The 16,782-nt window shown below is 62.4% G+C and carries 18 protein-coding genes and 2 pseudogenes; 15 read left to right on the top strand and 5 right to left on the bottom strand.

The genetic code is table 11. The annotated features are described in order from the left end of the window. Window positions 1-142 precede the first annotated feature (142 nt). From ACAM58_RS29210 to ACAM58_RS29240, 7 genes are all read left to right on the top strand, one after another. Window positions 143-1,603, top strand: coding sequence for an amidase (locus tag ACAM58_RS29210; protein WP_369665080.1), 1,461 nt, complete (start codon window positions 143-145; stop codon window positions 1,601-1,603). Window positions 1,604-1,683: 80 nt separating this feature from the next. Next, window positions 1,684-2,748, top strand: a complete 1,065-nt coding sequence (locus tag ACAM58_RS29215) for an ABC transporter substrate-binding protein (protein WP_369665081.1) — start codon at window positions 1,684-1,686, stop codon at window positions 2,746-2,748. A gap of 1 nt (window position 2,749) precedes the next feature. Further along, complete coding sequence (locus tag ACAM58_RS29220; protein WP_369664517.1) at window positions 2,750-3,679, top strand: ABC transporter permease; 930 nt, start codon at window positions 2,750-2,752, stop codon at window positions 3,677-3,679. Beyond that, window positions 3,676-4,470 carry an ABC transporter ATP-binding protein gene (locus ACAM58_RS29225; protein WP_369664518.1) on the top strand — a complete coding sequence of 265 codons (795 nt, stop codon included), beginning with the start codon at window positions 3,676-3,678 and terminating at the stop codon, window positions 4,468-4,470. Before ACAM58_RS29220 ends, ACAM58_RS29225 begins: the two co-directional genes overlap by 4 nt. 58 nt (window positions 4,471-4,528) lie before the next feature. Then, a complete protein-coding gene (locus ACAM58_RS29230; RefSeq protein ID WP_369664519.1) occupies window positions 4,529-6,070 on the top strand; it encodes an amidohydrolase family protein in 1,542 nt (513 codons plus the stop codon). Beyond that, window positions 6,006-6,188, top strand: coding sequence for a transposase domain-containing protein (locus ACAM58_RS29235; RefSeq protein ID WP_369664520.1), 183 nt, complete (start codon window positions 6,006-6,008; stop codon window positions 6,186-6,188). The genes ACAM58_RS29230 and ACAM58_RS29235 overlap by 65 nt, the downstream gene beginning before the upstream one ends. Continuing rightward, window positions 6,185-6,688 carry a hypothetical protein gene (locus tag ACAM58_RS29240; protein WP_369664521.1) on the top strand — a complete coding sequence of 168 codons (504 nt, stop codon included), beginning with the start codon at window positions 6,185-6,187 and terminating at the stop codon, window positions 6,686-6,688. The genes ACAM58_RS29235 and ACAM58_RS29240 overlap by 4 nt, the downstream gene beginning before the upstream one ends. A gap of 111 nt (window positions 6,689-6,799) precedes the next feature. Here the strand turns inward: ACAM58_RS29240 and ACAM58_RS29245 are convergent. From ACAM58_RS29245 to ACAM58_RS29255, 3 genes and pseudogenes are all read right to left on the bottom strand, one after another. Continuing rightward, window positions 6,800-6,913: pseudogene (locus ACAM58_RS29245) on the bottom strand (pyridoxal-phosphate dependent enzyme); the annotation flags it as partial. A gap of 129 nt (window positions 6,914-7,042) precedes the next feature. After that, the gene (locus ACAM58_RS29250) at window positions 7,043-7,474 is read right to left on the bottom strand and encodes a hypothetical protein (RefSeq protein ID WP_369665083.1); all 432 of its coding nucleotides are present in this window, start codon (window positions 7,472-7,474) and stop codon (window positions 7,043-7,045) included. A 9-nt stretch (window positions 7,475-7,483) separates the two neighbouring features. Beyond that, window positions 7,484-7,579: pseudogene (locus ACAM58_RS29255) on the bottom strand (hypothetical protein); the annotation flags it as partial. A gap of 20 nt (window positions 7,580-7,599) precedes the next feature. On the opposite strand from ACAM58_RS29255, the gene ACAM58_RS29260 reads away from it, so the two are divergent. The 4 genes from ACAM58_RS29260 to ACAM58_RS29275 all read left to right on the top strand — a co-directional run bounded on the left by ACAM58_RS29260 (window position 7,600) and on the right by ACAM58_RS29275 (window position 10,595). Further along, window positions 7,600-8,001, top strand: a complete 402-nt coding sequence (locus tag ACAM58_RS29260; protein WP_369664522.1) for a transposase — start codon at window positions 7,600-7,602, stop codon at window positions 7,999-8,001. After that, window positions 7,998-8,336: an IS66 family insertion sequence element accessory protein TnpB gene (tnpB, locus tag ACAM58_RS29265; RefSeq protein ID WP_369664523.1), complete on the top strand. Its 339-nt coding sequence runs from the start codon at window positions 7,998-8,000 to the stop codon at window positions 8,334-8,336. Before ACAM58_RS29260 ends, tnpB begins: the two co-directional genes overlap by 4 nt. A 172-nt stretch (window positions 8,337-8,508) precedes the next feature. Continuing rightward, the gene (locus ACAM58_RS29270) at window positions 8,509-10,095 is read left to right on the top strand and encodes an IS66 family transposase (protein WP_369664524.1); all 1,587 of its coding nucleotides are present in this window, start codon (window positions 8,509-8,511) and stop codon (window positions 10,093-10,095) included. Next, window positions 10,092-10,595, top strand: a complete 504-nt coding sequence (locus ACAM58_RS29275; protein WP_369664525.1) for a hypothetical protein — start codon at window positions 10,092-10,094, stop codon at window positions 10,593-10,595. The genes ACAM58_RS29270 and ACAM58_RS29275 overlap by 4 nt, the downstream gene beginning before the upstream one ends. Before the next feature lie 37 nt (window positions 10,596-10,632). Here the strand turns inward: ACAM58_RS29275 and ACAM58_RS29280 are convergent, their stop codons facing one another. Both ACAM58_RS29280 and ACAM58_RS29285 read right to left on the bottom strand, forming a co-directional pair. Beyond that, window positions 10,633-10,908: a hypothetical protein gene (locus tag ACAM58_RS29280; protein WP_369664526.1), complete on the bottom strand. Its 276-nt coding sequence runs from the start codon at window positions 10,906-10,908 to the stop codon at window positions 10,633-10,635. Between the two features lie 10 nt (window positions 10,909-10,918). Continuing rightward, on the bottom strand, window positions 10,919-11,839 hold the full coding sequence (locus ACAM58_RS29285) for a carbon-nitrogen hydrolase family protein (RefSeq protein ID WP_093082575.1): 921 nt from the start codon (window positions 11,837-11,839) through the stop codon (window positions 10,919-10,921). Window positions 11,840-11,920: 81 nt separating this feature from the next. Between ACAM58_RS29285 and ACAM58_RS29290 the strand changes: the two genes are divergently transcribed. From ACAM58_RS29290 to ACAM58_RS29305, 4 genes are all read left to right on the top strand, one after another. Further along, window positions 11,921-12,841: a LysR family transcriptional regulator gene (locus ACAM58_RS29290; protein WP_093082639.1), complete on the top strand. Its 921-nt coding sequence runs from the start codon at window positions 11,921-11,923 to the stop codon at window positions 12,839-12,841. Between the two features lie 514 nt (window positions 12,842-13,355). Beyond that, window positions 13,356-14,921: an ABC transporter substrate-binding protein gene (locus ACAM58_RS29295; RefSeq protein ID WP_369664527.1), complete on the top strand. Its 1,566-nt coding sequence runs from the start codon at window positions 13,356-13,358 to the stop codon at window positions 14,919-14,921. A gap of 24 nt (window positions 14,922-14,945) precedes the next feature. Further along, window positions 14,946-15,893: an ABC transporter permease gene (locus tag ACAM58_RS29300; RefSeq protein ID WP_093082579.1), complete on the top strand. Its 948-nt coding sequence runs from the start codon at window positions 14,946-14,948 to the stop codon at window positions 15,891-15,893. Window positions 15,894-15,981: 88 nt separating this feature from the next. After that, on the top strand, window positions 15,982-16,782 hold the full coding sequence (locus ACAM58_RS29305) for an ABC transporter permease (protein WP_369665084.1): 801 nt from the start codon (window positions 15,982-15,984) through the stop codon (window positions 16,780-16,782).

Consider the following 16,782-nt stretch of genomic DNA (forward strand, 5'->3'; position numbering starts at 1 on the left):
CCCCCGTAGATAGGCGTTAAGGCAAGCCCCCGAATGATAATAAGTGCTCACAAAACCTAGGTTTTATGTGAACAAAGAGATTGGATTTTGTTGGCATGATTTTTGTGTGTTGTGTGCATGGACACCAGGAATCAGCCACGCCGTGAGAGTGAAGGCAAAACGTTTTGCGGAAGACGATGGTGGCGGGCCCTGCCGCATGACCGCCCCGCATCAATGGACTGCTCAGGAATGCGCCGTTAGGGTGGGGCAGCGTTCGACCCAGGCGACAGAGGTCGCGGTGCACTTCATCGAACGTGTCACCAGGATCAATCCGTCAATCAACGCGCTGGTGCAGTTCCGGCCGGACGACGTTCTTCGGCAAGCCCGGGAGGTCGATGCGCGTATCGACGCTGGGGAGCATCTGCCGATGGCCGGCGTCGCTGTGACCGTAAAAGACAACCTCTGGGTGGAGGCATACACCGTGACTCAGGGGTCGCGGTTGTTCAAGGACTTCGTCGCTCCGCGCGATGCCTGGGTTGTGCAACGCTTGAGGGCGCTAGGCGCCGTGGTTCTCGGAATCACCAACTGCTCGGAGTTCGCGTGCAAAGGCGCAACTGACAACCTCGTATACGGTACGACGCGCCATCCAGAGGACCTGAAAAGGACGCCCGGGGGGTCTTCTGGGGGAGCGGTCGCGGCGCTCGCGTCGGGGCTTGGGCTCCTCGCGCTTGGGACCGATGCCGGCGGTTCCGTACGCCGCCCGGCTGCCCATACGGCCCTGGTCGGTCACAAACCGTCCCAAGGGCTCGTGCCAAATCCTTGGGGCTTCGGTGAACCGAACTATGGTGTTTCGGTGGTGGGCTTGCTGGCAAAGAATGTGGCGGACTGCGCTTGGTTCTTTGACCAAGTAGGGGATTTTGATGGGTCGGATGCCAGCGCGCCGCCACTGCCCGTCGATTGGCAAGCGCTGCAGTGCTCGCTCCGCGCACCATCGAAGGATGTGCGCATCGCATGGAGCCCGAGGCTCGGCTGCGGCTTCGCTATCGACGCCGACATTCGCCTGGCGATCGAACAGGTGGTCGACCGGCTTGCAAGCGCTGGCTGGAATGTCGCGCAGGCGGATCCGCCCTGGGGCGAGTCGGTGTCGACGTATCCCATGGATGCGCTGCAGCATGCGGGGCTGCATGCGCTGCATGGCCGGGCTCTGCAGGCGGCCACGACCGAGATCGATCCGCACCTGAAGGCACAGATCGAAAGCGGAGCGCTGAAGAGCGCCTCAGACAGGGCCTCCGTACTCCGGGCGCGTGATCGCATCCAACGGGATCTCGGAACCTTCTTTTCCAACTTCGACTTGCTGCTGTGTCCGACCGTCCCCGTGATTCCCTGGGACAACACTTCCATAGCTCCCACCCATGTCGAAGGTCGAACCGCGGGCTTGCGAGACCACGCCGTCTTTACTCCGCTATTCAATCTCTGCGGGGTACCCGCCTGCTCGGTCCCTGTGGCCACGGTGCGCGGTTTCCCCGTGGGCCTGCAGATAGTGGCACCCCGTTTTCAAGACCCGCTCGTTTTCGCTTTCGCCGGTCTGACGGAGCGCCTGCTCGCCCGGTCCTCCACTGTCTAGCACTTCAACTGAGCGCCATCGCGACGCATTACCGATTTTTTCAACCCCGCCGCTTAGGCGCATTTACTGGAGAGAGTCTTATGTGTTTCCGTCACTGCAACCTCGATGAAGACAGCGGCAGGCCTTCGCGCCGCGACTTTGTAAAGGGCGCTACCGCCGCCGGCGCCTCGCTGGCGCTTTCATTGGGCGCAGCAGCTTCGCTCATGCCAAGCGTTGCCTCGGCAGCGACTACCACCCTGAAGGCAACACACGGCACAGGGCTTTGCAATCTCGCATTTTTCCTGGTTGAGCGCAGGGGACTAGCCAAGCCGGACGGAGTCGACTTGAAGTTCGTCGTTACGCCGACGCTAGCGGACATCTCGACGCTATTCGGATCCGGGCAGGTCGACATGTCAGTCATTCCTTATTCAAACTTTCTGACGTTGGTCGATGCCGGCGCGCCGGTGAAGATTGTCGCGGGTGCCGGCGCTGAAGGCCTGATGCTGATTGCTCGAGAAGGAATCAACAGCGCGGCGGACCTGCGTGGTAAGACGATCGGCACTTTCCAGGCGGATACGCAGGAACTGGTGCCCTACGACTACCTCAAGAAGAGCGGCATGTCGTTCAAAGACGTCAAGGTGCGCTATTTCAATACTTCGCCTGAAATGGCTCAGGCTTACATCGCGGGCGCTGTGGATGCGATTTGCCACGTTGAACCGTACGCCACCAAATGCATGCAAGAGCGCAAGGGCTCGACCATTCTTACCGATGGAAAAGACCTTTACGGCGATCTGTACTCCGATTGTGTCCTGGCAGTCCGCACTCCGTTGATTGAAAAAAATCCCAAGGCAGTGAAGGCCATCATCAAGGCGATGCTTATGGCCCAGCGCGAGGTCGAAACGGACATCGACTCCGCGCTTCGCCAGACCGTCGGCACCTTCTACAAGACCTCATTCGATGCCGCGAAGCTGGCCGCCAGCAAGCAACCGGTGATGATTGACCAGCGCCGCAACACCCAGTTCATCTTGGACCGGTCGCAGTCGATGCGTGAGTTGGGCTATATCCGCAAGCCGACGACTCGCGACGCCTTCGACTGGAGCCTGATGGAGCAGGTCATCGCAGAGAACAAGGCGCTGTTCGATAGCCTTAAATTCAAGTCGGCCTGACATGGTCACGGGTCCTCACACGCAGGCCCCAGGCGCGCTGCCGGTGGCCGCCGCGCACTGCGCCAAGCCGATTTCCGCTAACCAAACCTCCAAGGCTCTCCGCCGACGCCTCATGGCTGGCGTTCAGCGCAGCTTATGGTGGCTCGCGTCCGTGGGGTCCTTGATTGGCGCCTGGGAACTTTGTTGGTATGCGGGGCTGGCAGATCCCCTGCTGTTGCCACCGCCGCACATATTTCTTGCCAAGCTCACCGAACAGTTCCGCTTCTTCTCGCCGGCAGGTTCCAGTGAGGACGGTGAATCGGGCGGTATATGGCCGGTCCTCGCCGTGATGGCGTGGACATCAATGCGGGTTGTCGTCGGGTTGGCGCTGGGCTTCGTCGGCGCGGTGGCGTTCGGCATCGCCATTCGCTACTACAGGATTTTCGGGTTGTTGACGCTGCCGACCGTGACGCTGCTGACGCCGATATCACCTGTCGCGTGGCTGCCTATCGCCATCTTCGTGTTCGGCATCGGCGATGTGCCCGCGATCTTCCTTGTCTTCATCTCTGTTTTCTTCGTCATTGTGCTCTCGACGCTCTCACAGATCGATAACGTCCCGGCGTCATACATCCACGTGGCACGAATCATGGGCGCGACGAAACATCAGCTGTTCCGCCACGTCATCCTGCCGACGGTTCTTCCTGGCCTGTTCGTGACGCTTCGACTGAACCTGTTCGCCGCCTGGATGGTCGTGCTAATCGCTGAGGCAGTCGGCGTGGGGTCCGGCCTGGGGCAGATCGTGATGATGGCCCGCAACACGTTCAACTCAAGCCTCGTGTTCTTCACCATGACCTTGATCGGGCTGCTCGGCTATGCCTTCGACAGGGCATTGCTGACGGTCCAGAACAAAGTGCTTTGGTGGGTCGGGCCCGCCGCGACTGGAGGTAGATGACCATGAAGCCACGCATTACTGTCAACAAGGTCCGCAAGGTATGGAACGCGGACACGCCCAAGGCAACGACCGCCATCGACGGCCTGAGCTTCGATGTTGCGCCGGGCGAATTCGTCGTGCTCTTAGGTCCATCTGGATGTGGCAAGAGCAGCCTGCTCTTCATGGTCGCGGGCCTTGAGACCCAAACCGAAGGTGAATTGCTGTGCGATGGCATGCCCATCACAGGCCCCGATACGGAACGAGGCATGATTTTCCAGGAAGCATCACTTTTTCCATGGCTCACCATCGCAGAGAACGTCACCTTCGGACTCAAACTGCGAGGGGAGTTCCCCGAGAAGCGGGATCGGGTTGCCCAAGACCTTTTGATGAAGGTCGGGCTGGCTGATGCGGGCCATAAGCGGCCCGACGAGCTTTCGGGAGGCATGCGGCAGCGTGCGGCCCTCGCACGCGCCTTGGCTATGCAGCCCAAGGTGCTGATGATGGATGAGCCCTTCGCTGCACTGGACATCCAGACGCGCGCCAAGATGCAAGACCATCTGCTGCAAATCTGGCGTGTCAGCGGGGCCAGCGTCCTGATGGTGACGCACTCGATAGAAGAGGCTGTGGCACTGGCTGACCGCATCGTCGTGTGGACTTCGCGCCCCGGCCGCGTGAAGGAAATCGTGTCGGTCGACCTGCCACGCCCGCGGAAGCCGCGCGATCCGGAGTTCATCGAGCTGCAACTCAGGCTCGGCGATCTGCTCGCTGACGAAGTCGACCGGGCTTTCCGTGAGATGGAAGCGGCCGTCTAGGATCTGCTTGGCAAGTTTCCCCGGACATCTCTACCTGTCACTATTCAAAGGAGAACTCATGGGAGTAGCGTTAGTTCGTGCGAAATGGCTTGTTACCGGCATTCAGGATCGGGACACTCCGCAGGTCATCGGCGATGGTGCCGTGGCCCATCAGGATGGCAAGGTCGTGGCCTTAGGCGAGTATGAGGAAATCCGACAGCGGTATCTGGAGGCGCCAGTTACCCACCACGGCAGGCATGCCTTGTTGCCGGGCTTCGTCAACAGCCATCACCATGTCGGGCTGACGCCGTTGCAACTGGGCTCCCCGGACTATGCACTGGAGCTCTGGTTCGCTTCTCGACTTTCCGCGCGCGACGTCGACAGTTATCTCGACACGCTTTACTCTGCTTTCGAGATGATCGCCTCCGGCATCACCACGGTGCAGCACATCCACGGTTGGCTGAGGGGCTCCTACGAACAAGTGCATGGTGCCGCGAGCGCGGTGCTCAAGGCCTACCAGGGCATCGGCATGCGTGCGTCCTATTGTTATGCGGTGCGCGAGCAGAATCGTTTCGTCTACGAGGACGATGCCAGATTCTGCGCCGGCCTGCCGGCTGAGATCGGGGCGCCGCTGCTGGAGAACCTCCGGCAGGCCACGATGAGTTTCGATCAGCACGTTCAGCTCTATCGGCAGCTACGGGCCGAGAACCAGCACCCGCTGACGCGCGTGCAGCTCGCGCCCGCCAACCTGCACTGGATCACCGACGACGGGCTGATGAAACTCGTGGCGTTGGCCAAAGCCGATAACGTGCCCATGCACATGCATCTGCTGGAGACCGCTTACCAAAAGGAGTACGCCACGCGCCGCACCGGCACCACTGCGGTCCGACACCTTGAGGACCTGGGCGCACTCGGCCCGTGGCTGACCCTCGGCCACGCAGTCTGGTTGACCGCTGAGGACGTCGAGCGGGTCGCGCACAGCGGTACCTGTGTTTGCCACAACTGCAGCAGTAACTTCAGGCTTCGTAGCGGTGTCGCGCCCATCAATGACCTGTCGAGGCGGGGTGTCACCATTGGCCTGGGGCTTGACGAGGCCGGAATCAATGAAGACCGGGACATGCTGCAGGAGATGAAGCTGGCCCTGCGTGTCCACCGCGTGCCCGGCATGGACGAGGGCGAGGTCCCCAGCGTGCCGCAGATACTCCAGATGGCGACCGAGCACGGCGCCCGGACCACTGCTTTCCGAGGTGAGATTGGGCGCCTTGACGTCGGGTTGAATTTTGATGCAGTCGTCATCGACTACGAGAGCGCGACCTATCCATACCAGGACGAGGACGTGCCGATGCTGGACGTGCTGATCCAGCGCGCGCAGCAGAAGCATGTGGAGGCCGTCTACGTTGGCGGTGACCCAATCTATTCGAACGGCGTCTTCAAGTACATCGATCGAGACAAGGCCCTGGCAGACCTAGCGGCTCAGCTGGCACGACCGAAGACCGCCGAGGAACAGGCGCGGCGACGCCTGTCTAAGGCAGTGTTCCCGCACGTCAAAGCGTTCTATGACAACTATCTCGGCACGGAGCAGGTGCGCCAGCCCTTCTACCGCGCGTCTTCGCGTAGCTGATCGCTGGCCCTGGGCCTACCTGCGCGACGTGCTGCAGCGCCTGCCGACGCAGCGCAGCAGCCAAATCGAGGACTTGCTGCCCGCACGATGGCAGCCAGCGTCCGACGCGGCACCATGACCTTGTTCACGCAGGCCGTGATGGTCCGGGCGAACATCGACGTCGACCGCATGAGCGCGCAGCAGAAGGTTGAGCTGGCTGACGAAATCTACGTCCAGCAGCCGAACCTGCTGGCCTCCATCCTCGTGTTCCCTCGCTACGGGGTCGACATGCTGCAGCTTGAGGTGCCGATCCACGTTCTGCTGGTCGCTTTCAAGGCCACGAAGCACTGCGGGCACGCGTTGCCAACGATCTCTGAAGACGTCCAGGAAATCTGCGTGCAGCGGCTGACGGCGACGATGAAGTTCACCGAGGGCGTGCCGCCAGACCTCGTCGAGCAGATAATCACAAGGTTCTGCGTCGACCACCCCGAGCGCTACCTGCTGGCGTTTGTGTACGGCTACCTCGGCGAGCACGACCTGCTGCGCGTGCGAACTGGCGCCGAGAAGTTCTTGCTGCTGGCTGCCCTCAACCTTGTGGAGTGCGTTGCCTACGTCGGAGCACAGCTGCAGTCCAAGTGACGCATGCCCTAGTGGTGCCCTAAAACGTTGAGTTGCCGTCCGTCAAGGATACGTGTGATCCGCCCAGCGGCCCGATGCTCAAGAGGTTGACGCCGTTGCGGCCATCGTCTTCGCCCTGCGATCTTTGTATGAACCAGTTGGATTGAAGTACTCCAACTTCACGTATACAGATGCACTGCCCTCCGGTACCACCCTCCGAAGTCTTACGACGGGTGTATTTCCAATTGCTCAGAGCTGATTCCGATGAAAGAGGGGGCTGGATCATAGGCATTCGTTGTTGCATCGATAAGGATAAGGACGTCCACAACGGCTATCGCGCACCTGATGGGTCCCGCGCGCTGGAGTTCGCCTCGGTTACCGAAAGTCAGCCGACACCTGTGCGGCTGTGGTGGCGAACTTCATGAGAATCGCGTGAGCATCGGGCGTAGGCGCAAGGTTAAGGAGCAGCCGTTCGACGCCTGCGCCTTCTTGTTCGAGGATGGTTCTGCGTCGCTGGATGCACATCGACATGATCGCCGGCGTGAACTCCGGATGAAACTGAATGGAAAAGGCATTCGGGCCGTAGCGAAGAATCTGATTTTCGTCATGGTCCGAGGCACCTAGGACCACAGCGCCGGGTGGTTTGACCAGAACCGTCTGTGCGTGCGTCAGTAGCGCCGGAAACTCGCCGGGGATGTGTGCCAGGAGGGGGTCGTTGATGCTCTCCTGCAACAGTCGGATGGTCTGGAGGCCCAGTTCCCGACCTCGCGGGTGGTAGCCCACAAGCCCGCCAAGGGCATGGGCCATAAGCTGATGTCCGTAGCAGACGCCGAGCAGTGGCACATCCGCAGCGTGAGCGTCCAGTCCAACCATCTTGAAAGCCTGCTCGGAGCATAGGAGCCTAGTCCCCATCAACAACTCTTGGTGGACACGTGAGCACTATCCCCGATCAACAAGCCGGCACACGTCGGCGACGTCGCATTCACAGCGACGAATTCAAGGCAAACGCAGTGGCCAGCTGCATGCAGCCGGGCATGTCGATGGCGGCCGTGGCAATGGCCCAAGGCGTCAACGCGAATCTGCTGCGCCGATGGGTTCGAGACGCAGAGATGAACTCGGGAACCACCGTCGTCAGCGCGACCACCGCCGAGAGCCCCAAGGCGCAAGAAGCCAAGACAGTGTTCGTCCCCGTCAGCTTGCCGCCACCAGTCCAGCCGGCTCATGTCCCGGACGTTCGCATCGAGCTGCGGCGTGGGTCGATAGCGGTTACCGTGACTTGGCCGGCGAGTGCCGCCAGCGACTGCGCGGTCTGGATGCGCGAGCTGCTTCGATGATCCGCATCGACGCGATGTGGCTGGCCGCAGACCCTATCGACATGCGCGCCGGCGCCGAGCGCCTGTTGGCGCGCGTTGTGCAAGTCTTCGGCGCAGCGCAGGCGCACCATGGCTACCTGTTCGCGAACGCCCGCGGCACGCGCGTCAAGCTGCTGGTGCACGACGGCTTCGGCGTGTGGTGCGCGGCGCGCCGGCTCAACGCGGGGCGCTTCGTCTGGCCGGGCATGACCAACACGACGCCCTTGCTGTCGCTCACACCTGCGCAGTTCGACGCCTTGGTCCTGGGCCTGCCGTGGCAGCGGCTTCCCGAGCTGAGCGTCATCACGCGAGCCTGAGGAGCCGGCGCCAACGCCATCTGCCCATGCGTTGACAGTGGATGTGCCGAGGTTGGCATTGCCGTGCACTGGCATCATTCAACGCATGCTTGGTGCGCGTGATCTTCCTGCAGCGAATCCTTCGGGACTGTCCGCCGAGACAGCTGCGCTGGTTGGTCAGTTGCTCCAGCGGGTGCAAGACCAGGAGCAACAGCTGGCCGAGCGCGACGCGCTGCTGCAGCGCAAGGACCGCGAGATCGCATTGCGCGAGGCCAAGATCGAGAAGATCACCTTCGAGCTGGCCAGGCTCAAGCGCTGGAAGTTCGGCGCCAAGTCCGAGGCCATGAACGCCGAGCAGCGCCGCCTGTTCGAGGAGACGCTGGCCGAGGACGAGGCGGGCCTGCGCGAGCAGCTGGAGCGGCTTCGGCGTGAAGCCGCCGCGGCCGCAGCCGGCGCAGCCGCCTCGGACACAACGACCAAGGCGCCCCCGCGCCGGCCGCGCCGCAACCCGTTCCCCGATCACTTGCGCCGTGTCGAACACCACCACGAGCCCGAGCGCACCGACTGCCTGGAGCCCGGCTGCGGGCGCCCGATGACGCGCATCGGCCAGGAGGTCAGCGAGCGCCTGGACATCGTGCCGGCCGAGTTCTTCGTGCACCGCCACATCTATGGCAAGTGGGCTTGCCGCTGCTGCCAGGTGCTGCGCCAGGCGCCCAGCGTGGCAGAAGTCATCGAAGGCGGTATCGCTGCCAGCGGCTTCGTCGCGCACACGCTGATCAGCCGCTTCGTGGACCACATGCCGTACTACCGGCAAGCGACCATCAACGCCCGCAGCGGCGTGCACACACCGCGCTCGACGCTGGCGTCCATCACCGGCCAGGCCGGTGCGGCGCTGGAGCCGCTGCACGAGGCGCACAGGCGCTTCATCCTCAGCTGCGCGGTGCTGCACGCCGATGAGACCCCAGTGGCCCTGCTGGACCCGGGCGCGGGCAAGACGCGCCGAGCCTACGTCTGGGCCTACGCCAGAAGCTGGCACGACAAGGTGCCTGGTGTGATTTACGAGTTCTGCCCGGGACGCGGGGCGCAGTACCCGCTGGCATTCCTGGGAGGCCGGGATCGACACGGCAGGCGATGGTCGGGCACGTTGCTGACCGACCGCTACGGCGCCTACGAGACCGTGGTCGATCCGCGGCTGTATCCGGACCGCTTGGGCGCAGCCTGCGCCGCGCACGCGCGCCGCAACTTCGAAGAGCTGACGCACGACGGCACCAGCGTGGTGGGCCTGGAAGCGGTGCGTCGCTTCGCGCGCATCTACGGGGTCGAGGCGCAGCTCAAAGAGCTCAGCGATGGCGAGCGCCGGGCGCAACGCCAGCGGTTCGCCAAGCCACTGTGGGAAGAGCTGCGGCAGTGGCTTCAACTGGAGCGCCGGCTGGTAGCCGACGGCGGCCCGACGGCCAAGGCCATCGACTACACGCTGGGGCACTGGACTGCACTGACGCGGCACCTGGACGACGGCGCGGTCGCGCTGGACAACAACCACCTGGAGCGCCAAATCAAGCCGTGGGCCATGGGGCGCCGGGCATGGATGTTCGTGGGCAGTGAACTGGCCGGCCAGCGCGCCGCCATCGTGATGAGCCTGGTGCAGTCGGCGCGCCTGAACGGCCACGACCCCTGGGCCTACCTGCGCGACGTGCTGCAGCGCCTGCCGACGCAGCGCGCCAGCCAGATCGAGGACTTGCTGCCGCACCGATGGCAGCCAGCGTCCGACGCGGCACCATGACCTTGCTCACGCAGGCCGTGATGGTCCGGGCGAACATCGACGTCGACCGCATGAGCGCGCAGCAGAAGGTTGAGCTGGCTGACGAAATCTACGTCCAGCAGCCGAACCTGCTGGCCTCCATCCTTGTGTTGCCTCGCTACGGGGTCGACATGCTGCAGCTTGAGGTGCCGATCCACGTTCTGCTGGTCGCGTTCCAGGCCATGAAGCACTGCGGGCACGCCGTGCCGACGATCTCTGAAGACGTCCAGGAAACCTGCTTGCAGCGGCTGACGGCGACGATGCAGTTCACCGAGGGTGTGCCGCCAGATCTCGTCGAGCAGATGATCACAAAGTTCTGCGTTGACCACCCCGAGCGCTACCTGCTGGCGTTTGTGTATGGCCACCTTGGCCAGCACGACATGCTGCGCGTGCGGACTGACGCCGAGAAGTTCTTGCTGCTGGCTGCCCTCAACCTTGTGGAGTGCGTTGCCTACGTCGGAGCACAGCTGCAGTCCAAGTGACGCTCGTGCGGCCGGTCAAGATGGGATGACTGGACGCTCACTCCGCAGCAACCAGCTGGCGGATCCACTCGGCCGTGCGTTCACTCCAGTCATGGAGATCGGTCACCATGTGCCATGAGCCAGTAACGACCGCGCCAGCAAAGCTGCCCGGTTGCGGCAACGGCTCGCCCATGTGCGGGCGTACCACTAGCACGTCGAGGTTCGCGGGAGCGAGCGCGGCGAGAAACCAGTCCGGTTGTTCGCCCAGCACTTCACTTACGTCATGCGGCGGGCGTCCCATCTGGACGATCAACATCGGCAACTGTGCGCTCATTGCCGCAGGCTCAGTTGAATTCGACCGGGCGCTTCTGCCTCGTGTCCACGCTCAATGTGAAAATGTCCGGTCGTGCGTAGTGCCCCACCACGTCGAAGTCGTAGCGCGCGCGCACTAGTTCCTCAGTATCGATCTCGGCCACGACCAGCCCGACCTCGTTGAAGAGGGGACCAGCCAATACATCGCCGTACGGTCCGACGATCAGGCTGCCTCCGCGAATAAGGGGGCGGGATGGCTCCCAATTCGGCACCTCGATTCCAAGCTGGGACGGGGACTGCTGCACTTGGCACGCACTGATCACGAAGGAGCGTCCCTCGTGCGCGATGTGGCGCATGGAACATTGCCAGACATCGCGCTCGTCCACCGTCGGTGCACACCAGATCTGCACCCCCTTCGCATACATCGCTGTCCGCAGCAGCGGCATGTGGTTCTCCCAGCAGATGGCGGCACCTAGGCGACCTGCGGCTGAATCAACGATCGGAAGCGTCGAGCCGTCGCCTTGGCCCCAGATCAGGCGTTCGGTGCCGGTCGGCATCAGCTTGCGATGCTTGGCCATCAGCCCGCTCTCAGGCTCGAAGAACAGGGCGGAGCAATAGAGGGTGTTGCCGCCGCGCTCGATCACGCCGACCACCAGACTCGCCTTTGCCCGGCGCGAGAGATCCGCGAGCGCATCTGTTTCCGGCCCGGGAACGTCGATGGCATTGGCGTAGTAGCGACCATAGGCCTCACGCCCCTCCGGAAGCCGATAGCCCAGGCGCGTGCCGAAGATTTCGCCCTTCGGGTAGCCCCCCAGCAGTGCTTCCGGCATAACCACCACGGACGCGCCGGATTCAATGATCTTTTCCTCGAAGCCCAGCACGAGGTCCAGGGTAGCTTTTTTGCCATTGGGAAGAGCGCCGATTTGAAGCGCGGCTACTTTGGTTTTGGCCATGGGTGATCGAAGGTGTGAGGGAATACTGCGAGTATTGAATCCACGGCAAAATCAATCAACTCCGTTCTGCTTGTGATTGATATGACCATGATTGATATCAGCGCTGTTGATCTGAACATTCTGAAGGTCTTCGAAGCCTTGTACGAAGAGGGCGGTGCTACGCGAGCGGGGGTGAGGTTGGGGCTGACTCAATCGGCTGTGAGCGCGGCACTTGCGCGGCTGCGCAAGACCTATGGCGATCAACTCTTTACTCGCACCGGCCGCGGGCTGGTGCCGACGCTAAGGGCGCAAGAACTTAAACCTCTGATCAGCGAGGGGCTCAACAAGTGTCGCCAAAGCTTGTCCATGAGCGGCAGCGGTGGCAATGACTTCCACGGCCGCTCGATCGTTGTCGGCTTGTCAGACGACTTCGAGGTTGCGTTCGGACGACTGTTCATCGATGCGGTGGCGGCCCGGGCACCCGGATTGCGGTTGGCGTTCCGCCAGACGCACAGCCTGGTGGTAGGCAACATGCTGCAAGCGCGGCTCGCCGACGTCGCTGTGGTGTCGGGCGGCCTATCCTCGCGTCTGCTTGGCCACGAGGCGATTGGCCAAGGCCGCTACGCGTGCCTCATGGATCCTGCGTATGCACCGTCCACACGGGGACTGACCTTGCCGGAGTACGTCCGCAGAGGCCACTTGCTAGTTTCCTCCGGCGGCTTCATCGGCGTGGTGGACGAGGTGCTTGCGGCCATCGGGCGACCGCGCCGAGTCGTCGCCTCGACGACGCACTTCGCCGCGCTTCCTCACCTTCTGTTTGGCAGCGACGCCATCGCGACGATCCCCAAACATGCCGCCTCGGCGATCGCGGCGCGAACGGGACTGCAGATGTTTGCCTGTCCATTGACAATGCCGCGCTATGCGGTGGAAGTCGGGTGGCGAACCGATGCGCTGCGCGATGCAGCCATCGCAGAAGTGCGACGCGTACTGCTTGAGGTCCTCCAAGCCGCTCATTGGTCCTAGGCGCTGTGACATGGACTGTCGACAGTGAGGCAACTTCTACTCAATAAGGGGCGTAGCAGGGGTGACCGCGCATAACGCGTGAACATCGCGCTCAATACGTGGATTGCGCCCCGCTCGGCGGCCGACTTCGGAGCAGTAGGTAGAACACACTGCGCCAGCGGTGATTGACCTAGCCAATCTTCGACCCTCGCCGCAGCAACACCCTCGTGCCCGTGGTTGCGGCGTTGTGATCATGCCGCTACGCCTCAGTGTGGTTCCTGAGTGGGAGACGCAGCCGTGCGTGGCAGACCGCAATACCCCGTCGCCTAGTTGCCCTTGGTTGCGGCGTGCCGTCCAGGAAGAGAGCGCTTCTCTTTGTTCGCACAAAATTAGGTCATCTGTCAAGCCGCTGTTTTCCCCCTGCCGTTGAAAACGATAAACTTTATAGTAATGTGCGTGGCAAGACGAATACCTCCCGTTTGCCAGCGCATTTGCACTCCGCTTCCCGAGGGCAACCACCATCGAGAGATTCCGCATGAACACCCTTGTTGCTGCGAACCGTCGCGACTTCCTCGGGGCTGCAGCCTCGTTGGCTGCGCTGTCCTTCCCCATGTCATCGGCCTTTGCTGCCGGCCCGCAAAAACGCGGCGGTACGCTGCGCGTCAGCATCAATCAGGCAGTCAACAAGCTGAACCCCTTGGTGGCGCGCGTGACGCCGGAGTACTTGGTTGCCGAACTCTTGTACTCTGGGCTCACGCGGATTGGCCCGACCATGGCCCCCGAGGCCGATCTCGCCCAGTCCTGGACCAGTTCTCCCGATCTGACCCAATGGACCTTCAAGCTGCGCCCAGGACTAGTTTTCCATGACGGCTCGGCATGCACTTCTGCTGATGTTGTCGCGAGCTTCCAGGCCATCCTGGATGCAAAGACCGCCTCGCCGGGCCGCCAGAACATCGGCCCGATCGCGAGCGTCAGCGCTCCTGACAAGAGCACCGTGGTGTTCGTCCTGGCGTCCCCCTACGCGGATCTGCCTGTTGCCCTCGCATTCCCGAGCGCCAAGATCGTTCCGGCTTCCGTGCTGCAGAAGGGGCTGGACCGACTTAATCGCGAAGCCATTGGCACAGGGCCTTTCAAGCTCGTGACCTTTGAGCCAGAGCGTATCGTGGTTGTCGCACGCAACGAGGCTTACTACGACAAGGCGCGTCCCTACCTCGATCGCATTGAAGTCCGGGTATATCCAGACGCGACGGCCGAGGGCTCCGCGTTGATCGCCGGCGATACCGATCTGATGGCGCTGGTGCAGCCTGCTGAGTTTGCGCGTTTAAAGGCTGCGTCCGGTGTGAACGCCCTGAAGCTGCCGTCGGGCGTGTTCTGCAACATCAATCTCGGCTGCAACCAGAAGCCATTCAACGACGTGCGGGTCCGCAAGGCGCTCGCATTGACCGTCGACCGCCCCGCAATGGTGGACTTCGTTGCCGAAGGCTACGGCACCGTTGCGAACGACAACCCCGTCAGCGCGTCCTATCCCTTCTACAAGGAACTGCCGCAGCGCAAGCGGGACATTGCGCAGGCGAAGAAGCTGCTGGCAGAAGCGGGCCACGACAAGGGCCTCACCCTCACACTGATCGCTTCCGACAATCCGTCGATCCGCACGCAAATGGCCGTCGCCCTGCGCGAGATGGCCAAGCCCGCTGGATTCAACATCAATGTGCAGACGATGCCGCATGCCACTTATCTGGAGCAGGTCTGGAAGAAGGGCAACTTCTATGTCGGCTTCTACAACATGCAGCCGACGGTCGATTCGATCTTCTCCCTGCTGTACACCTCGAACGCTTCCTGGAACGAAACGCACTGGAACAATGCGACCTTTGACAAGCTGGTGGCCGACGCTCGCGCAACGGCTGACGTGAAGAAGCGCAACGAGCTGTACGCCGAAGCGCAAAGACTCATGACGGAGGAAGTGCCCTCCATCATCCCGGTGTACTTCGACCTGCTTCGCGCCAAGCGCAGCTATGTTGACGGCTACCAGGTCAATCCGCGCGGCCTGGTCTACCGTCTGGACTACGTTTCGCTGGGCGACGGCGCCCCGAAGCGCGCCTGAAGCGCGCCCTCGCTTGGAGCAACCATGTCGCTAAGCTACTTCCTCAAACGGATCGGACTGAGCGTTTACACGCTTCTCGTCGTGTCAATCCTTGTCTTCGTCATTACGCAGGTGTTGCCCGCCGATCCTGCGGTGATGATGCTGGGTGAGAATGCCACACCTGATGCGCTGCAGGCGTTGCGAGATCAGTTGGGCCTCGATGCCCCGCTCTGGCAGCAATACCTGCACTGGTTCACCGGAGCGATCCGCGGTGACTTCGGTGAGTCGATGCGCACCGGGCAATCCGTCGCGCCGGTGATGGTGGAGGCGTTGGGGCGTTCGCTGACCCTGGCCTTCCTGTCGATCAGCTTCATGCTGATGATCGCCGTCCCGCTGGGCATCATCGCGGCCGTGCGCCGCGGCAAGATTGCCGACGTACTTGTGAGCGTCGTGTCGTACGTCGGCGTGTCGCTTCCAGAGTTCGTGACGGCGACGCTGCTGGTGCTGCTCTTCGCCGACTTCTGGCAGATCCTTCCCGCGACCGGCTACATCCCGCTTTCGGAGAGCTTTTCCGGCGGACTTCGGCATCTGGCGCTGCCTGTGATCACGGTCTCGGTCATCTTGATTGCGCACGTGTCGCGGATGGTCCGCTCCGAGCTGGTTGATGTGCTGCACATGGACTACATCCGGTCGGCCCGTCTCAAGGGCCTGTCGAAACATGCGGTCCTCTTCAAGCACGGCTTGCGCAACTCGCTTCTACCCACGATCACGATCGTTGCCCTTGATGTGGGTTACCTCCTGGGTGGTGTCATCGTCGTTGAAGAAATATTTGCCCTCCCTGGCATCGGACGCCAACTGATCGTTGCCATCCAGAACCGTGATCTGCCCGCCATCCAGGCCGGCGCCCTCATCATGGCCGCGACCTATTGCGTCGTGAACTTCGTCGCTGATATGGCCTACGCGGCGCTCGACAAGAGGATTCAATATGAGTGATATCGCCACACCGCTCCAGAGCGAAAAGCGCAGCGCCGCGTCGGCTTCGGCGGGAAAGCTCGGATCCAACCATTTCTTCGCGCGCCTCATGCGCTCGCCGCAAGGCAAGCTGGGGATGCTGATCATCGGGATCGTCATGGTGATGGTGCTATTCGGCCCCTATCTGGCGCCTCACAGTCCCGACGACATGGCGCCGTTGTCGCGCTACAAGGGACCCAGCGCAGCAAACTGGCTAGGCACCGACCAGTATGGACGGGATCTGCTGAGCCGGATTCTCTACGGCGCTCGCTCCACGGTCGTTCTGGCGTTCATGGCTACTGCCATCGGCAGCTTGATCGGCGCCTTCATCGGAACCTTGTGCGCCTTCCTCGGCGGTCGATTCGACGAGATCGTGATGCGTACGATCGACGCTGTCATGGCCATCCCGAGCCTGCTGTTCGCGCTACTCATCGTCAACCTGATGGGCAAGGGCGAGATCAACGCAGTGCTGGCCATTGCCGTCGCGTTCGTGCCGAGCATGACCCGCGTCACGCGCTCCGTGGCGCTGGCGATCCGCAAGCAAGACTTCGTCAGTGCCGCGATTGCACGCGGCGAATCAAGCCTGTACGTCGTACTGTGCGAGATGCTGCCGAACGTCGTGGCGCCCGTCGTGGTCGAGATGACGATCCGCGTGGCCTTCGCGGTCATGCTTTTCGCGACGTTGAGCTTCCTCGGCTTAGGCGCACAACCTCCCGCGTCCGAGTGGGGCCTGATGGCCGCCGAGGCTCGCAAGTTCATGCACTTGAGCCCTTGGATGATCCTCTGGCCGAGCGCCGCCGTGGCGATGGTCGCCATCGGCTTCAACCTTCTGGGCGACGGTCTTCGTGATGCCCTCAACCCCAAAACCTGA

The organism is Variovorax sp. V116 (assembly GCF_041154435.1).
Lineage (GTDB): Bacteria > Pseudomonadota > Gammaproteobacteria > Burkholderiales > Burkholderiaceae_C > Variovorax > Variovorax paradoxus.